13 protein-coding genes are annotated in these 18,014 nt (G+C 49.9%); 11 read left to right on the top strand and 2 right to left on the bottom strand.

The window, feature by feature from the left end:
- Positions 1-95: 95 nt before the first annotated feature.
- A complete protein-coding gene (locus AB1656_09315; protein ID MEW6235571.1) occupies positions 96-1,763 on the bottom strand; it encodes a silent information regulator protein Sir2 in 1,668 nt (555 codons plus the stop codon).
- Between the two features lie 303 nt (positions 1,764-2,066).
- Here AB1656_09315 and AB1656_09310 point away from each other — a divergent pair, with 303 nt between their 5' ends.
- The 11 genes from AB1656_09310 to AB1656_09260 all read left to right on the top strand — a co-directional run bounded on the left by AB1656_09310 (position 2,067) and on the right by AB1656_09260 (position 14,764).
- Complete coding sequence (locus AB1656_09310) at positions 2,067-3,203, top strand: Sb-PDE family phosphodiesterase (GenBank protein ID MEW6235570.1); 1,137 nt, start codon at positions 2,067-2,069, stop codon at positions 3,201-3,203.
- Between the two features lie 48 nt (positions 3,204-3,251).
- Complete coding sequence (locus tag AB1656_09305; GenBank protein ID MEW6235569.1) at positions 3,252-3,902, top strand: cytochrome c3 family protein; 651 nt, start codon at positions 3,252-3,254, stop codon at positions 3,900-3,902.
- Positions 3,890-6,952: a TAT-variant-translocated molybdopterin oxidoreductase gene (locus AB1656_09300; GenBank protein ID MEW6235568.1), complete on the top strand. Its 3,063-nt coding sequence runs from the start codon at positions 3,890-3,892 to the stop codon at positions 6,950-6,952. The genes AB1656_09305 and AB1656_09300 overlap by 13 nt, the downstream gene beginning before the upstream one ends.
- Positions 6,952-8,421 (top strand): NrfD/PsrC family molybdoenzyme membrane anchor subunit, encoded by a 1,470-nt coding sequence (gene nrfD / locus AB1656_09295; protein MEW6235567.1) that lies wholly within the window; start codon positions 6,952-6,954, stop codon positions 8,419-8,421. Before AB1656_09300 ends, nrfD begins: the two co-directional genes overlap by 1 nt.
- Positions 8,418-8,975, top strand: a complete 558-nt coding sequence (locus AB1656_09290; GenBank protein ID MEW6235566.1) for a DUF3341 domain-containing protein — start codon at positions 8,418-8,420, stop codon at positions 8,973-8,975. Before nrfD ends, AB1656_09290 begins: the two co-directional genes overlap by 4 nt.
- Positions 8,972-9,616 (top strand): cytochrome c, encoded by a 645-nt coding sequence (locus AB1656_09285; protein ID MEW6235565.1) that lies wholly within the window; start codon positions 8,972-8,974, stop codon positions 9,614-9,616. Before AB1656_09290 ends, AB1656_09285 begins: the two co-directional genes overlap by 4 nt.
- A gap of 140 nt (positions 9,617-9,756) precedes the next feature.
- Positions 9,757-10,977, top strand: a complete 1,221-nt coding sequence (locus tag AB1656_09280) for a quinol:cytochrome C oxidoreductase (GenBank protein ID MEW6235564.1) — start codon at positions 9,757-9,759, stop codon at positions 10,975-10,977.
- 91 nt (positions 10,978-11,068) lie between these two features.
- Positions 11,069-11,356, top strand: coding sequence for a hypothetical protein (locus AB1656_09275; GenBank protein MEW6235563.1), 288 nt, complete (start codon positions 11,069-11,071; stop codon positions 11,354-11,356).
- 53 nt (positions 11,357-11,409) lie between these two features.
- Positions 11,410-12,789 (top strand): hypothetical protein, encoded by a 1,380-nt coding sequence (locus AB1656_09270; protein MEW6235562.1) that lies wholly within the window; start codon positions 11,410-11,412, stop codon positions 12,787-12,789.
- Between the two features lie 143 nt (positions 12,790-12,932).
- Positions 12,933-13,898, top strand: coding sequence for a hypothetical protein (locus AB1656_09265; protein MEW6235561.1), 966 nt, complete (start codon positions 12,933-12,935; stop codon positions 13,896-13,898).
- Entirely contained in the window at positions 13,895-14,764 is an 870-nt protein-coding gene (locus AB1656_09260) for a site-specific DNA-methyltransferase (protein ID MEW6235560.1), read from the top strand. Before AB1656_09265 ends, AB1656_09260 begins: the two co-directional genes overlap by 4 nt.
- 14 nt (positions 14,765-14,778) lie before the next feature.
- Here AB1656_09260 and alaS read toward each other — a convergent pair whose 3' ends face one another.
- Positions 14,779-17,445, bottom strand: a complete 2,667-nt coding sequence (gene alaS / locus AB1656_09255; protein ID MEW6235559.1) for an alanine--tRNA ligase — start codon at positions 17,443-17,445, stop codon at positions 14,779-14,781.
- Positions 17,446-18,014: the final 569 nt, after the last annotated feature.

The raw sequence follows: 18,014 nt of genomic DNA, 5'->3' as shown, positions 1-18,014 counted from the left end.
GGGTGATTTTATTATACTTAAGACAACCCCCTCCTAACCTCCCTCAGGCTTGGGGGAGGAATTATAGAGTTTTGCAAGAGGCTCGTCAAAGGATTTTATTTCCTAAATTCGCCTAACTGAGCGGGGTAGTAATACCCCATCGTCTGAGCGGCGATTCCAAGGCGGTATTGACGATCCTGCAACAGGCAAGTACGGCGTTCTTTGGTTGGAATCGTGGTGGAATAGATGCGTATTTCGCCTTTAAGGGAGGTTACGAGTTCCTCGCGGGCATCGCCCAGGCAATCGACGGCGGCGATGACGGTTCCTTCCACTTTTTGTTGAGCATCGCCGTCCCAATCGCGAATGGCGCCGTCCCAGACGACCTCTTTCTGGGGATCGGCGTCCCACCAAAGAGCGCGGGGAGTCAATGTTGTTTTTTCGTAGAGTTTAATCAATTCGCCCTTGGCGTTGTAGAACCAGCGTTTGTCGTAATCCCGCTCGCCGCCGTAAACCTCCATTCCCGGATATTGCGCCAGCACGTCGGCGGCCATGCCTTGGCCGTGGATATGAAACGTCGGATCTGGATGCGCCCATAGTTTGCGCCCGGTTTTGGCATCCACGACGCAAAGGCCGTCTTTTGGCTGACGGGTTTCGAAGCCGTAGAAGATTTCCAAGCCGGGATTGCTGGGATCGATATCGGCGACGTAAGTAAAATCGGGATGTCCCATTTTCAACGTCCATAAATTTTTGCCATTATCGTCGATGACGGCGGCGCCAATGACCAATTCATCGCGTCCATCGCCGTCTACGTCCGCCGCGATCAGACCATGCGAACCTTGGCCTTGATAATCCTTATTGTCTGCGTCGGCTTGCCAGAGCCATAGTTCCTTGAAATCTTTGTCCAATGCTTTTGTTCGGATCAGGCGATAGGTACCGCGCTGCATGATAAGGGAGGGCGTTTTGCCGTCGAGATAGGCGACGGCGAGAAAGTTGCGGCAGTAGCGGTTGTAATCCTGATAGCCGTCGCGGGGCAGCCAATCGGTTTTGGCAACGACTTTTCCCGTTTGTCCATCGATTTTAACCAGATATTCCGGCCCGGACATGACCTGTCCCGTTGGCTCGCGGGGATCGCCCTCGCCCGCCTTGCAGTAGACCTCCGCTTTGCCGTCGCCGTCAACATCGTAGACGATCCAGGGCGAATACCAGATTCCTTCCTCGATAGCCCAACCCATGTCGTAGCGCCATATCAAAGTTCCATCGCGTTTGTAGGCTTCGATTTTGTAAGTATCCTCGCTGCGCTTCCAATAGCCAGGCTGTTGATAGGGATCAGTGTTGAAATTTGGCTGCTTGACGAGATATTCCAATTCACCGTCGCCATCGAGATCGGCCACGGTGAATTTTTGGAAATCGTAATCGCCTTGAAGGGGGATGCTGATATAATTTTTGGCTTCGCCCGTAACAGTAATTTCGCATTGGGCAAGTACTTTTTCCTTCGTGGTTAGTAATTTGTATAGATATTTTTTTCCTTTTTCCGTTTTGGCGTCAATATAATTCGTTGAATTGTCCGTCAATGTTAGGCGTTTGGGAGTATTCGCCTCTTCATTTTCACGAGTTAGATCGAACTTCATATCCGGCGGATCGCTAATCAGACTGCGCCAGCCGATATAGACGCCATCAGGACGTTCCAGGGCAATCATGCCGCGATCAAGGTTTTCTTCCGTCCATCCCGAAATCGCAAACATGGATAAAAAAATGGATAATTGGAAAAACGAACGAGCGTTCATGCTGGATTCTCCAAACGAAAAAAAAATGCTTTCTTGACCGATTAAACTTCTCTTATACTATGCCAACCGGTATAAATTGATAAGTGAACGAAATGAAAAACCAAGAGGAATCGATTGTTAATTTTAGATAAAAAAAAGCGTTTTTTTGAATTTATTGATTGCATTTATGAAATGTCCAATGGTATCTTAAGGGAATGGGCGAAATCCGTTCGCGATTCGGAGACGATGCAAAATCGCCGATAGCCGATGCGAGTGGATAAGAACGCCCAAACGACTGAAAAGATGCCGAAAGGATTTGGATTGATGAATTATTGCAGAAATTACGTTTTCTTTATCGCCGCCGTTCTTCTATTATTTGCTTCCCCGTTTTCTTTCAGCGAAGTAAAAACATCGTGGACGGCTTATTCGCAAGAAAAGCATGATATTCATATCCCCGATCTTCCCGGTTATATAACCTTAAAATGCGATTTTCATATGCACACGGTTTTTTCTGATGGGACGGTATGGCCGACGGTGCGCGTGGATGAAGCCTGGCGCGAGGGTTTGGACGCCATCGCCATTTCCGATCATATCGAATATCAACCGCATAAAGACTACATCCCTACAAATCATGAAGCTTCTAATGATATCGCCGCGCCTTACGCCAAAACGAAAAACATTTTACTGCCCCGCGCGGTTGAGATTACCCAGGATACGCCTCCAGGGCATTTCAACGCGCTTTTTTTGACAGATAACGCGGCGTTGGATACGAAGGACGTTTTGGACCAAGCGCGCATCGCCAACGAACAGGGCGCTTTTCTTTTTTGGGATCATCCCGGCTGGAAAGGATTGGAACTAGGACGCTGGATGGAAACGCATTCGGCGATGTATGAGAAAAAATGGCTGCACGGCATCGAAATCTGCAACGGCGATACGTTGTATCCCGAAGCTTTCCAATGGGCGGTGGAAAAGAACCTGACAATGATCGGCAATTCCGATATGCACGAACCTATTCTCGATAAACCCCGCACGCCGGAAAATCATAGGACAATTACCCTGGTTTTTGCGCAGGATAAAACCCTGCCCGCTCTCAAAGAAGCCTTGTTTGCGGGACGAACGGTTGTTTGGAGTATGAACCGGCTCTTCGGCCAGGAAAAATACCTAAAACCGTTGTTCGACGCTAGCGTGAAAATGTCTAATCCTTATTTATGGGATAAAAAGTCGATTTGGGTGCAAGTCGATAACTCCTCCGATATCGCTTTCGAGTTAGAAAAGACGGGAACGTATGGACCGCAGACGTTATTGATTCCCGCCAATGCCTCGATTCAACTGAAAGCGGAAATCAAAAAGGAAGAATTTGACCCTGATGTCAAGGAGATTCGCTTGTCATATATCGTGAAAAACTTATTGACGGCTCCGGAAAAACCACTGCCTGTGGAATTTGTTATATCGATGCCATGAATTGGCGCAGAATAAACAACAAGCATAAGGCATATGACGCATAACCCGATGAATCCATTCACCTTCCCCAAATGGCTAGACCGCATCCGTCCTGCGCTGGGATTAACGTTGGCTGCGGCGCCGCTTTATCTCCTCTTCGTTGCTTATTACGGCGGATCGCCGCGCACGACCGATGTGGGATATCAGCCGGAGCAGCCGCTGGCCTATAGCCATGCGCTTCATGCGGGGGATTTGGGCATCGACTGCCGTTATTGCCATAACACCGTGGAAACAACGGCGCGGGCGGCGCTTCCCTCCACCCAGACCTGCATGAATTGCCATACGAAAATCAAGGCGGAAAGCCCAAAACTGGCGCTGGTGCGGGAAAGCGTAGAGACCGGAATGCCGTTGGCCTGGGTGCGGGTGCATGATTTGCCCGATTATGCTTATTTCAATCACAGCGCCCATGTGCGGCGAGGCGTAAGCTGCGTTTCGTGTCATGGCCGGGTGGATAAAATGGAAGTCGTATCGCAAGTCAATACGCTCAGCATGGGATGGTGCCTAGATTGCCATCGCCAGCCGGATAAATATCTGCGGGAGCCGGATATGGTTACCGTAATGGATTATGTTCCCCAAGAAGATCAACTCATCGTGGGGAAGCGAATTCGCGAAAAATATAACCTGAATCCCTCGACGGATTGTTCGACATGCCATCGATAGAAAAAGAACCTAAATGGCCCGAAAGCCAAGGGCGAACCTATTGGCGCAGCCTCCGCGAGTTAGCCGCCTCTTCCGAATATCGGCAATATGTGGAGCGGGCGTTTCCCCCTCATGCGGCGGAAAAACTGGACGGCCCCTCGCGGCGGGAATTTTTGCGCGTGATAGCCGCATCGCTGGCGCTGGCGGGCGCAACGGGCTGCCGCTGGCCGAAAGAGACTATTGTTCCTTACGGCAAGCGCCCCGACAACCGCATTCCTGGCGTTCCCGCCCACTTCGCCACGGCGATGGAACTGGGCGGCGTCGCAAGTGGATTATTGGTTACTAGTTACGATGGGCGTCCCATAAAAATAGAAGGCAATCCTTCCCATCCCATCAACCAAGGCGCGGCGAGCGCTATCGAACAAGCCAGCGTGCTGGAATTGTACGATCCCGACCGCAGCCGCCGTCCCTCGCAGCGAGATAAAGATCAAACTACCGATCGCAGTTGGGATGAATTCGCAACCTACGCCAAGGAACGCATGACGGCGTGGCGCGCCCAAAAAGGCAAGGGAGTATATGTTCTAAGCGAAGCCTCTTCCTCGCCCAGCCTGTCGGATATGCGCCAATGTTGGCTGGAAGCATTGCCGGAAACGAAATGGCTGGAATATGAGCCAGTCTCTAATGATAACGAAAGGGAAGGAACGCGCCTCGCAACGGGAACGCCATTGCTGGCTCATCCCAAGTTGGATAGGGCGGAGATTATTTTGTCGCTGGAAGCGGATCCGCTGGGACGGCATCCGGCGGCGCTGAAACTGGCGCGTGATTTTATCGTGGGACGGAATCCTGACGGCGAGAGCGTTAACCGGCTGTACGCTGTGGAGAGTTATTATACCACCACGGGAGCCATGGCCGATCATCGCTTGATTATGCCATCCGGCTCTATCGAATTATTCGCGCTTTATATATGCGCGGAATTGTTCCATAAGCAAAATCTGGAGATTCCCGAAAACCTGCAACCGATCAAAGTCGCCTTAGAACCGTTCTTAGATCACAAGATATATCCTAAATATATTCCGATCATTGCGAAAGAACTTACTTCTCATAAAGGTCGCTCGGTGATCCTTGCCGGCCCGCAACAATCCGAGATCGTTCACGCTTTAGTTTATTTGATGAATTGGCTGTTGGATAGTATAGGAAAAACGATAACGTATACCGAAGCGCCCGATCCTAAGCGTGCAACGCATTTAGACGCGATTCGTTCTCTGAAAGAGGATATGAATGCAGGGATCGTCCAGGCGCTGATCATCCTAGGCGGCAATCCCGCTTATGACAGTCCAGTAGATTTGAACCTGCCTGGCGAATTGGCAAACCTCGAGCATACCATCCATCTTAGCCTGTATGAGAATGAAACCTCGCAGCGTTGCCGCTGGCGGCTGCCCCGCGCCCATTTTCTGGAATCGTGGGGCGATGCGCGGGCGTACGACGGGACGATCTGCGCTATACAACCATTGATTGCGCCATTGTACGAAGGCAAAAGCGCCATCGAGTTGCTGTCGTCGATGCTGGAAGAGAAGCCGCAGAGTGGATACGAAATCGTGCGCCGCGTTATGAAAATCCAGATGGGGGAAGCGAATTTCGAAGCCCGCTGGCAGACATTCTTGCATGATGGAATCTTGTCCGATAGCCGATATAACGAAATAACGCCGGACGTAACGAGCGCCGCCCTGCTGGATGTCATCGCCAATACAAGTAATGAACCGATTCCATTCGGAAAAGATAAGTTGGAATTGGTTTTCGTCCCCGACTCGAAGATTTACGATGGGCGCTTCTCTAATAACGGCTGGCTGCAGGAATTGCCCGATTATCATACCAAATTGACTTGGGATAACGCGGCGATGATTTCCCCGGCGTTGGCGGAGGAACTAAGCGTTCGCAATGGCGAAATGATCCTTTTGCGGTATGAAGATAGACGGGAACTGGAGATTGCGGCTTATATCATGCCAGGCCAGGCGCAATATTCTATTATGTTGCCGCTGGGCTATGGCCGTACAGCCGCCGGACGCGCAGGGAATGGCGTAGGATTCAATACTTACCAGTTGCGTACTACCAGCGCCATGAATTGCAGAACCGGCTTGTACATCGAACCGCTTGGATATGCTTATCCCTTGGCGATGACTCAGGATCATCATTTCATCGATCTCGTAGGGATGCGCGAACGGGAGCGGCGGATTGGCGAGTTGATCAGGGAAGCCGATCTGGACGAATATAAAAAGAATCCCGATTTTCTGCATCAGGAAGAAGCGCATCACACCGTCCATCCTTTATGGAAAGAACAGGAATATCCCAACCATAAATGGGGTATGGCTATCGATTTAAACTCCTGCATCGGATGCAATGCCTGCGTCGCTGCTTGCCAGGCGGAAAATAATATTCCCGTAGTAGGTAAAAAGCAGGTGAAAAACGGGCGGGAGATGCACTGGATCCGCATCGACCGCTATTTCAAGGGCGATGCCAACGAACCGGAAATAGCGCATCAGCCGGTAGCGTGCGTTCAATGCGAGAACGCGCCCTGCGAACAGGTTTGCCCGGTGGCGGCGACGACGCATGACCATGAAGGCTTGAATGCAATGGTATATAACCGCTGCATCGGAACGCGCTATTGTTCCAATAACTGCCCTTATAAAGTGCGGCGCTTCAACTTTTTCAATTATCAAAAAGATTTGCAAGACATGGAGAAGATGCAATACAATCCCGACGTAACCGTCCGCAGCCGGGGCGTGATGGAAAAATGCACTTATTGCACTCAGCGGATCGAAGCAGTGAAGATCGCCGCCAAAAATGATGGACGAGCTATCGCGGATGGAGAGATTATCCCCGCTTGCGCCCAGACCTGCCCCACGAAAGCCATTGTTTTCGGCGATCTGAACAATAAGCAAAGCCGGGCGGCTCAACTGCATGCTAAATCTCGAAGCTACTTTATGCTTGGAGAGTTAAATATAAAACCGAGAACGGCTTACCTAGCTAAGATCAGGAATCCTAATCCCGAATTAGCCGTTGAAGAAGACGTCTGATGAATTCAACCGTCATGCAAGAAATTGACAATACCTACAACGATCCTGCGCGCCGGGCGGAATTGGTTGTGGGAGGTAATGATTTTGCTACGCTGACCGACAAGGTTTGCAGCCTAGTAGAGCGTCCCCAGCCTCCCCGCGAGTGGTATATCGCGTTGGCGGTATCCAGTTCGTTGACTTTGGTGATGTTCGCCATGATCGGGTATCTGATCCTAACTGGCGTCGGCGTATGGGGATTGAATATCCCGGTGGCGTGGGGTTGGGCTATCGTCAATTTCGTCTTCTGGGTGGGCATCGGCCATGCGGGGACGCTGATTTCCGCCATCCTCTTTTTGTTTAGGCAGAAATGGCGCACGAGCATTAACCGCTTCGCGGAAGCGATGACCATCTTCGCCGTATGCTGCGCCGGGATTTTTCCAGGGATTCACGTGGGGCGCGTTTGGGTAACATACTGGCTGGCGCCTTATCCCAACCAGATGCAAATGTGGCCCAATTTCCGCAGTCCGCTGTTATGGGACGTTTTCGCCGTGAGCACCTACGCCATCGTGTCGGTTATGTTCTGGTACGTGGGCATGATTCCTGACCTGGCGACGCTTCGAGACCGCGCAAAGACCAAAACGCGTAAGATTTTCTACGGCCTGGCGGCGCTGGGCTGGCGGGGATCGCATCGGCATTGGCACCGGCACGAATGCGCTTATTTGATCCTGGCGGCGCTGGCGACGCCATTGGTTCTCAGCGTGCATTCCGTGGTCAGTTTCGATTTCGCCGTAGCGCAGCTGCCTGGCTGGCATTCGACCATTTTCCCGCCTTATTTCGTGGCGGGCGCGATTTTCAGCGGCTTCGCTATGGTCATTACGCTGATCGTTCCCGCGCGCAAGTTCTTCGGTTTGAAAGAGATCGTTACTCTGCGGCATTTGGAGAATATGTGCAAAATCATCCTGCTGACGGGTTCGATCGTAGGCTATTCTTACGCTATCGAGTTCTTCATCGCCTGGTACGGCGGCAATCCTAACGAAACCTTCGCTTTTATCAACCGCGCTTTCGGCCCTTACGCTTGGGCTTATTGGACGATGATTTCCTGCAACGTAATTGCGCCGCAGGTTTTCTGGTTCAAAAAATTCCGCACGACGCCGTGGATGATGTTGATCGTAGCCATCTTCGTTAATATCGGCATGTGGTTCGAGCGCTTCGTGATCGTGGTTACCTCGCTCAGCCGCGATTATCTGCCTTCCAGCTGGGGATATTATTCGCCGACATGGGTGGATATATTGACATTCGCCGGTAGTTTTGGATTGTTTTTTACCTTATTTCTATTCTTTCTCCGCTTTTTGCCCATGATCGCTATGGCGGAAGTGAAGACGGTGATGCCGCAGGCCAGCTTGCTATATGGCAAGCATCGCGGCGTGGGCGATTATCACGGCGATATTCCGCACGCCCATGAGCCGAAATATTGGGGAGAAAAGACATGAATCGGGAAATGTCCGTGGAAGAGAAAACCCTATACGGTTTCCTGGTAGAATTCGAAAGCGCCGAATCGCTGCGGGAAGCCTGCGCCAAAGTGCGGGACGCAGGATATACGAAGTGGGACGCGCATAGCCCCCTGCCGCTGCATGGAATGGATGAAGCGATGGGCATCCGCCCCACCATATTGCCCTATTTTGTATTGATCGCGGGACTCGCGGGATTGGGAGGCGCGATCCTATTGCAATGGTGGACGAACGCGCATGACTATCCTTTTATGATAAGCGGGAAACCTTTTTTCAGCCTTCCGGCGAACATTCCCATCGTTTTCGAATTGACGGTTTTGTTGAGCGCCATCGCCGCCGTGGTTTCGATTTTCGCTTTGAATGGATTGCCGCAATGGAATCATCCTCTATTCAGCCATGAACGGTTTCAGCGAGCTACTACCGACCGTTTTTTCATTGTCGTGGAAGCGGATGATCCGCAATTCGATCGGGAAAAAACCCAAACCTTTCTCAATGCGCTGGGCGGAGCAGCGGTTGATGCAGTGGAGGTTCGATGATACGGAAAGGGATCGTGGCGATAGTTTTTCTGCTGGCGTTGTTAGCCTTAACGCCTATCTTGATGATGACGATGGCGCGCATGGTGAAATCGGATACTCCGCGCTTTCATTTGATTCAGGATATGGACAATCAGCCTAAATTCCATACGCAAAGCGCCAATCCCTTTTTTGTGGATCAACGATCCATGCGTCCGCAAGTCACCGGAACGGTGGAGCGGGAACGTAAGGTTAACGACGATCATTTTAATTTGGGAAAAATCAACAATGAATGGGCGAATACCTTTCCTTTGCCGTTGACTAAAGAGTTCGTGCAGCGTGGGCAAAATCGATTCGCCATCCATTGCGCTCCATGTCATGGTCAAGCAGGCTATGGCGATGGGATTATCCACAAACGAGCGGAAAAACTGAACGAAGGAACCTGGGTGCAACCGACTTCTTATCATAGCGACGAATTACGCAAGCAGCCGGTAGGACAGATATTCCATACGATAACCAACGGCATACGCAATATGGCCGCTTACGGTCATCAAATATCGACGGAAGACCGTTGGGCGATAACGGCCTATGTTAAAGCCTTGCAACGCAGCCAAAATGCAAGAATAGAGGACGTCCCCGAAGAATTGCGCGGAGATTTGAAATAGCCGCAAAATTCCCTCGCCCCTTGGGAGAGAGCAGGGTGAGGGACTCGTAGGGTGATGGACTCGTAGGGTGGGCTCAAAGCGAAGCGTAGCCCACCAAATAACTGGCGGTGGGATGAAATACAATCCGGGAGACGACGATCTTGTCCGACGTGGAAGCAGCCCAAAACATTCAAAAACACATTTATCTTGAGCGTCTGGGCCTGGATATTTATCTATGGGCCGGAATCGCGGGCGTGGCCGTTTTGGGAGTGAGCATCGCCCTCAGTTATTTTCTCGGCTGGGGCCAACGCTTTTTCTATTCCTACCTGGTCAATTACGTTTATTTTTTAAGCCTGTCGCTCGGAGCGCTCTTTTTTGTGTCATTGCAACATTTGACGCGCTCGGGCTGGAGCGTCACGGTGCGGCGCATCGCGGAAATCTTCGCGGCGAATTCGGCGCTGATGGCGGTATTGTTCATCCCTATTTTTATCGGAATGAGTTCCTTGTATCCATGGACGAATCATGAACTCGTCGCTCATGACGCCTTGCTGCAAGGAAAACAGCCCTATCTCAACATCCCATTTTTCGTTATTCGCTGCTTGTTCTATTTCGCTTCGTGGATATATCTTTCTCAATATTTTCTGAACCGTTCGCTAGAACAGGACAAAACGGGAGACGCGAATCTAACGCTGCGCATGGAGCGATTGAGCGCCCCCGGCATGGCTTTATTCGCTTTGACAATAACGTTCGCCGCCTTCGATTGGCTGATGTCTTTGGATCCGCGTTGGTTCAGCACCATTTATGGAGTTTACTTTTTTACAGGCTGCGTTGTGGGATTTATAGCACTCTTAGCGGTAACGGCGTTTTTGCTGCAAAGCAGCGGACGCTTGACGGGCGCCATAACTATCGAGCATTACCACGATTTAGGCAAACTGCTCTTCGGCTTTATTTTCTTTTGGGGCTATATCGCTTTTTCCCAGTACATGCTGATCTGGTACGCCAATCTACCCGAAGAGACGGGATGGATTTTCCGGCGCACGGATATTCATGAAGGCCAATGGGGATGGGTGGGATTAATTTTATTCTTCGGACATTTCATTATCCCCTTTTTGGGTTTGATATCCCGCTATCCCAAACGTCGGAAACGATTGTTGGTATTCTGGGCCGTCTGGGCGCTTATTGCTCATTGGTTGGATTTGTATTGGTTAGTAATGCCCGAATACAGCCCGCAGCTCGCATCTCTCCATCTTCTTGATATAACCTGCTTCATTGGAATCGGAGGGTTGTATTTCGCCTTGGCGGCGCGCATCGCTAAAGGAAGAGCATTGCTTCCTATTCGAGACCCGCGTTTGGAAGAATCGCTGAATTTCGAAAATGCGTAACAATAGGAAGGGTGGCAAGGGCAAGGTTGTTTCTGCCCTTGATAAATCCGAATGCGAAAGAATTGAACTTCGCAACATAAGTTATAAGAAAATGGAAAAGAAAAACGAACTTCGCATTTCGTTCTTAATGCTGATCGGCATAGCGGCGATGTTGATTTTACTGACAATCGCGCTGGCAACACAAACGTTTTCTTTGACGATTCAACAAGGAGAAACGCAAAAATTCATCGAGCAAAAACCCGCTGAGTTGACTGCCCTCGTCAAAGAGCAGCAAGCAGCGCTGATCGGCTATCGCTGGATCGATAAAGAAAAGAAAATCGCCGCCATTCCCATCGAACGGGCGATGGAGTTGGTAGTTATAGATTCGCAAGCCAAATGATGCCATAATGATCCGTAATAAATGCCTATATTCATTTTTGGGGAGGAAAGAAGATGGATATTTCGCGGCGGATATTTCTGCAAGGTTCAGCGGCGGGGGCAGTGGGCGGATTAAGCATGATAAGTGCGAAGCAGGCTGTAGCGAATGCGCCTAGCGATCCTATAAAGATTAGAGTGATCTTTCTCGCCAAACCGGTTCCCACCTGGCCGACTCCCCATCTTGACGTACAAAAGGAAATCGGCAAACTCAACGGCGTTTTATCTGGATTGAAAAGAGATTTGCCCGATATTTCCTTCGAAGGCGGCGAGTTACTGCGCGTCGCAGAGGATGTTCCTAAAGCGCTGCCGGGCGTACAAGAGGCCGATGGAGTATTGATGTTCAACCTCACGTCGACCGTAGGACATCTGGTTCGCGCCATCGCCGATGCAGGCAAGCCTGCGCTTCTTTTCTCGCAGCCCTACAGCGGACACGATTGGAGCGCCATCGCGGATATGCAAAAAGAGGGCAAGCGTATCGACGCGATCGCCTCCAGCAACTACCGCGATCTCATCGCCGGAATACGGCCGCTGCGAACAGTGAAGCGTTTGTCCCAAAGCAAGATTCTAGTATTGAGAAAAGCCGAATCCGATGCAACGGAATCCGAAGAACGATTAGGCGTCCGCATCGTTCCCTTGCAGCATGATCTATTGATGCGTTGTTATGAAAGCGTTGATGGAAAAGAAGCGGAGAAGGAAGCCGACCGTTGGATAGAGGGCGCTGTCAAAGTCGTCGAGCCGACGCGGGAAGAAATCATCAAAAGTTCCCGTTTTTATCTGGCCATGAAAAAAGCGATGGAAGAAGAGAACGCTCAAGGAATCGCCATCAACTGCCTTGGATTATTCTATGCCAAGAAACTGCCCGCTTATCCCTGCTTGGGATTTTCCCGCTTGAACAGCGAAGGATTGGTTGGCGCCTGCGAAGCTGACGTTCAATCCGCCCTGACCATGCTGCTTTTCCAGTATCTCACCGGCAAACCCGGCTTCATCAGCGATCCCGTTATCGATACGGCGAATAATACCGTCATCCACGCCCATTGCGTAGCGGCGACGCGGATGGCGGGAACGAGGGGAAAAGAGGATCCGTATATCCTGCGCAGCCATCTCGAAGACGACAAAGGCGCCGCCTTGCAAGTGAAAATGCAAATAGGACGCAAGGTCACAATGGCGAAGGTCGTCAGCGACGATCTAATGTTGCTGTCGACGGGCGAAATCACCGGCAATCCCGACGTAGATCGCGGCTGCCGCACGAAGATCGCGACGAAAGTCGCCGACGCCCGCAAAGTGCTGCAACAATACTCGCACGGCCTGCATCGCGTGATCTTCTACGACGACCATTGCCGCGACGTGGAGAGTTTGAGCAAGTATCTCGGATTCAAGATTGTCTATGAGACGTAGTTCAATTGATGGATTGAACTACTTTCCCCATTCACAAAAGCATAAAAAAACGTTATGGTAAAAGAGTAAAGGCGTCCGTATTTTTATGAGAATACGTTCGTTTAAGTATTTAATTTATGTAGGGATAGCGATTGAGGTTCTATATGGTTAGAAAAGCGCATCATCAAAACTATCCACGTATTAATGATGAGAAGAATAAATATTTTGGATATTTGGATGAGACAAAATTAAAAAAACATATTTATAAGATAACATCCGATGAATTGATAAGAATTATCAACGAGGGAATTCATTATGCCAATAATAAAGCAAGCCGTTCTATTTTATGTATAGATGATAATTTCGCAGATGATGATTTGAAGAAATATTTAAAAAAACAAGGCAAAGAACTCTTCTCCTATTTTCTTAAATACTTCGATGATCCCGCTTCAACAGCCCATGCTTGCTTAAAACGGCATTATAAGGATGTTGGAAAAGAACAATTCCGAAATCGAACCCTCCAAAAGCAAAGAATGAATTCTGGATGGCGATATCAATATATCGCCAAAGAGACAGCCAGCGCTTCCAAACGTTTTTTATCCGTATCCGATTTGGGTTCCGAAGAAGCTGATTTCAATGCGACGATTAACATGGAGAATCAACCTGAGATATTGAATATTTACGTATCCGTAAAAAATAGAACGAATACTATGGGAGGACAAGATTGGCCCAAAGCCATATCCGCATTGGAGAATGTAGCTATTCATGATAGAAATCGACAGGGACCGTATCTATGCGTATTTGGAATTGTTATGGAAAAGGGGCAAAGGCTCATTAAAACCCGTCAAAAAAGTAAAATTCCTCATTCCATGAATACCGAAGTATGGAAATCGGATTTTTTTTGGCCTTTTTTTTCGAACCATTCCTATGAAGAAATTATGAATGCCGTTCTGGAAGTTTTGATTACTTTCAGTAGTCAAGATAATTGGGATATAGAAGTGCCAAACGATTTGTTAGAGAGTTTTGGGGAGTGCTGTTATGAATGCGAGCTATTGGATAAGGAAGGAAACTTCAATGATGCTTTTAAATTAGTTGGACTTTTTTGCCATCGATGGAGTAAAGGGAAGTGAACAAACTGAAAACCGAAATATTTTTAGGCGATTCACGAATCGTTCTAAAAAATTTTCCTGACGGCTATTTCCATCTTATCGTTACGTCGCCACCTTACGCCGATGCGAGAAAAAGACATTACGACAGCATTAAACCGGATAATTATGCGGAATTCATCATCAGCTTTCACGAAGAACTCTGGCGCGTTCTTGCTGATAATGGTTCTTTTATATTGAATATTAAAGATAAAGTTGTAAATGGCGTACGTCATCGTTTTGTATGGCAAACCATCGAGGCTTTAAGTAAAAAAGGATGGTTGAGCATTGACGATTATCTGTGGGTAAAGACGAATGCAATGCCTGGTTATTGGAAAAATCGACTTCGGGACGAATGGGAATATTGTTTCCAATTAACAAAGCATAGAAATTTTGTAATGTATCAAGATGCAGTGATGAAGCCGATAGGGAACTGGGTTGAAAAAAGACTGGCAAAACTCAATGGTAAAAGTAACGAACGGCACAACAGCGAAAATAACAGCGGTTTCGGAAGAGATTTGCGCAATTGGAAAAATAAAAATACGGTGCTGCCTGGGAATACTATTATTGCTCCTTTGGTTGGAAAAAATATGGGGCATCCTGCCGCTTTTCCCGAGGCGATCCCGGAATTTTTCATGAAATTGTTTACGAAAGAGGGCGATAATGTGCTCGATCCTTTTGCTGGGAGTGGAACGACAGGAGTCGTAGCCGATAAATTGAATAGAAATGCCGTACTTATAGATAACAAGATAGAATACGTTAACGTTATTCGAAAACGATTAAAGCTAGACGAAAAAGATGAAAACGTCTTGTTTGATTGCAAATTAAGAGAGTATTCGATTCATTTATAAAACAAATGAATATCTTATCTTTTCTCGCATAACAACTCCTTAACCATACCAGGAACCGCTTCGAGGGCTTCTTTCAATTGGCTGGCGTTGGCGGAGCCGCCTTGAGCCATGTCCTTGCGTCCTCCGCCGCTGCCGCCCGTTTTTTGGGCGACGCCGCGGATGATTTTGTTGGCGTCCATGCCGCGGTTCAGGGCTTCCACGCCAATCCTTACAATGAAATTCACCCGCCCTTTGGAACGCGCCGCCAGTACGGCTACCGCGGCGGGACTCTCGCGCAAGACGATGTCGTCGCCCAGATCGCGCAGGATGGGGGCGGCGTTTCCGTCCACCTCGCCCAAATCAATGGCGACGACTTTGACGCCATCTACATCTTTGGCGCTGTCAAGCATGGAGTGAACTCGCGTCTTGGCGGATTCGCGCAGCAGTTTTTCGTTCTGGGCGGAAAGTTGCTTGCGTTCGTCCAACAGGCGGTTCACGCCGGGCAGCAATTCGTTCTCTCCTACGTTGAGCGCGTTTTGCATATCTCGCAGCGATTGGAATGCGCCGCAAGCGCGGGCGTAAGCGGCGGCTCCGGCGACGGCTTCGATGCGGCGCACGCCAGTGGAAATGGCGCTTTCCTTCACGATGAAGAAAGCGCCGATATCGCCCGCCGCTTTGACGTGAGTTCCGCCGCAGAATTCCTTGCTGAAATCCCCAACGCCGACGACGCGCACGACGTCGCCATACTTGTCACCGAAAAAGGCGAGCGCACCCTCTTCCTTTGCTTCCTCAATCTTCATCACGCGCGCGGCGACCGGTTGATTGCTGCGAATCAAGGCGTTAACCATTTCTTCCACTTGCTTCAGCTGCTCTTTGCTGGGGGCTTCGTAATGCGTGAAGTCGAAGCGCAAATAGTCCGGCGTGACCAACGAGCCGGATTGCTTGACATGGCCGCCCAGAACTTGGCGCAGGGCGTAGTTCATGAGATGGGTGGCGGTATGGTGATGGGCGGCGTTGGCGCGGCGTTCGGCGTCGACGCAGGCGCGGATTTCGGCGCCGGTCTCCATCTTGCCGGAAACGACCTTGCCGATATGGAGAACGATTTGCTTTCCCAGAGATTGCGTATCGGATACTTCGAACTTTCCCATATCAGAGAGAATAACGCCCGCGTCGCCGATCTGGCCGCCGCTTTCGGCGTAGAAGGGAGTACGGTCGAGGACGATGGTTCCGGTTTCGCCTTTGTAGAGATGGGGAACTTCCTCATTGCCTTTCAGGCAGTGGACAATGCGTCCGCGATCTTCTAAGTGGTCGTAGCCGGTGAAGCGCGTCGCTTCTTCATCCGCCAAGATAGCGCCAAGTTCAGCGCCGCCGTCTTTGGCCTTGCGCGCTTGGCGGGCGCGGGCGCGCTGTTCTTGCATCAACGCTTCGTAGCCCTGGCGGTCAATCTTCAAGCCGCGCGCCGGAGCGATTTCCTCCTCGATAAAGTCAATGGGTACGCCGTAGGTATCGGCGAGGCGGAAAACCACGTCGCCGGGCAATACTTTTTCGCCCTTGCCGATGGAGGCCATCTCCTCATCGAGCGTCCGCAAACCAGTATGAAGGGCGGAATGAAAACGCTCTTCCTCGCTGGTTACGACTTTTTTAATCACTTCTTCCTGATCGGTCAAATAGGGATAAGCCTCTTTCATCACGGCGATGATGTGAGGAATTAGTGAAGCGATAAAAGTGGATTCGAAGCCGAGGTTGCGTCCATGCAGCACCGAGCGGCGCAGCACTTTGCGCAAGACGTAGCCGCGTCCGTCGTTGGCGGGCATGATCCCGTCGGCGATAAGGAAGGAGAGCGCTCGCACATGATCGCAAAGCACGCGGAAAGCGATGCGCTTTTGTTCTTCCGCCGATTCGTACTTGATGCCTGATAACGATTCGATCGACCGGATGACGGGCGTGAAAAGATCGGTATCGTAGTTGGAGCGGGTTCCCTGAAGCAGGCAAACCAGGCGTTCCAATCCGAGACCTGTATCGACGAAGAGATTTTTCAACGGGACGAGCGAGCCGTTGTTTTGCCGTTCGTATTGAATGAAAACCAGATTCCATAGCTCGACGTGGCGGTTGCAGTGGGTGCAGTTGACTTCGCATTCGGGCCGCCCGCAGCCCCGGTCTTCGCCGATGTCGATATGGATTTCGCTGCATGGGCCGCATGGGCCGGTTTCGCCCATTTCCCAAAAGTTCTCTTTTTCGCCGAAGCGGCGGATGCGGCTGGGGACGACGTCCGTATTGTCTTTCCATAACATTTCGGCTTCGTCGTCTTCGCGGAAGATAGTTACCCACAGTTTTTCTTTGGGCAGGCCGCAACCTTTGGTGAGATAATCCCAAGCCCAGACGATGCTCTCTTTCTTGCCGTAATCGGCGATGGACCAGTTGCCCATCATCTCGAAGAGGGTGTGATGCGTATGATCCACGCCCACTTCCAAAAGATCGTTGTGTTTGCCGCTGACGCGCATACAGCGCTGATAATTGACGATGCGCGAATGCTTTGAGACAGTCGTTCCTTTGAAATAATCTACGAATTGATTCATGCCCGCGTTGGTGAAAAGCAGCGTGGAATCCGGCGGTGGAACCAGTGAAGCGCCCGCCACGTAAGCGTGTCCGCGCTCTTTGAAAAATTCGACGAAACTATTGCGAATTTCCGTGGATGACAACATGAAAAAATCCAATCTATTTTGAATTGATCGTTATTATCTCATTCATGATACGCAGCCTGGGAGTGCGGGCATCTTGCCCGCAAATCGGGAAGATCGTTCCAGAGCGGCGCATGGATTTCATTTCCGTTGCGTTTTCGAATCACGAAAACACAAAAAGGCTCGAATTCCACGAAATTTTCGAATCACGGATATCTCGGATTCTATTGGATATCGCGGAAAATCTCATTCGCAACGCAATCCCTTGCACTAACCGTTTTTCTTTTCGTGTTTTTCTTTTTCATTTCGAGTCTTCGTGATTCAAACGATGGTAGTATGAGATTCCTTTAATTTCCTATTATACATAATAGGAGAGGCTACTGCAAAATTAAAGAAATCAATCTTTAAATTCTCCCCCCATGCTTGGGGGGAGTTAGAGGGGGGGTGATTTTAACGGACTTACGTTAACCCCCTCCTAACCCAATGTCGTTAAGTTAAGGATAGACTAATTCCTTAATCGAAAATATCAACAAATCTAATAGCATGAATTTGTTGAATTTAAAATCCCTCACCCTAACCCTCTCCCAGAGGGC

It is taken from the genome of Candidatus Omnitrophota bacterium (assembly GCA_040755155.1).
Lineage (GTDB): Bacteria > Hinthialibacterota > Hinthialibacteria > Hinthialibacterales > Hinthialibacteraceae > JBFMBP01.
Note: the sequence above shows the minus strand (reverse complement) of the source record. Positions and strands in the feature narration are given on the sequence as shown.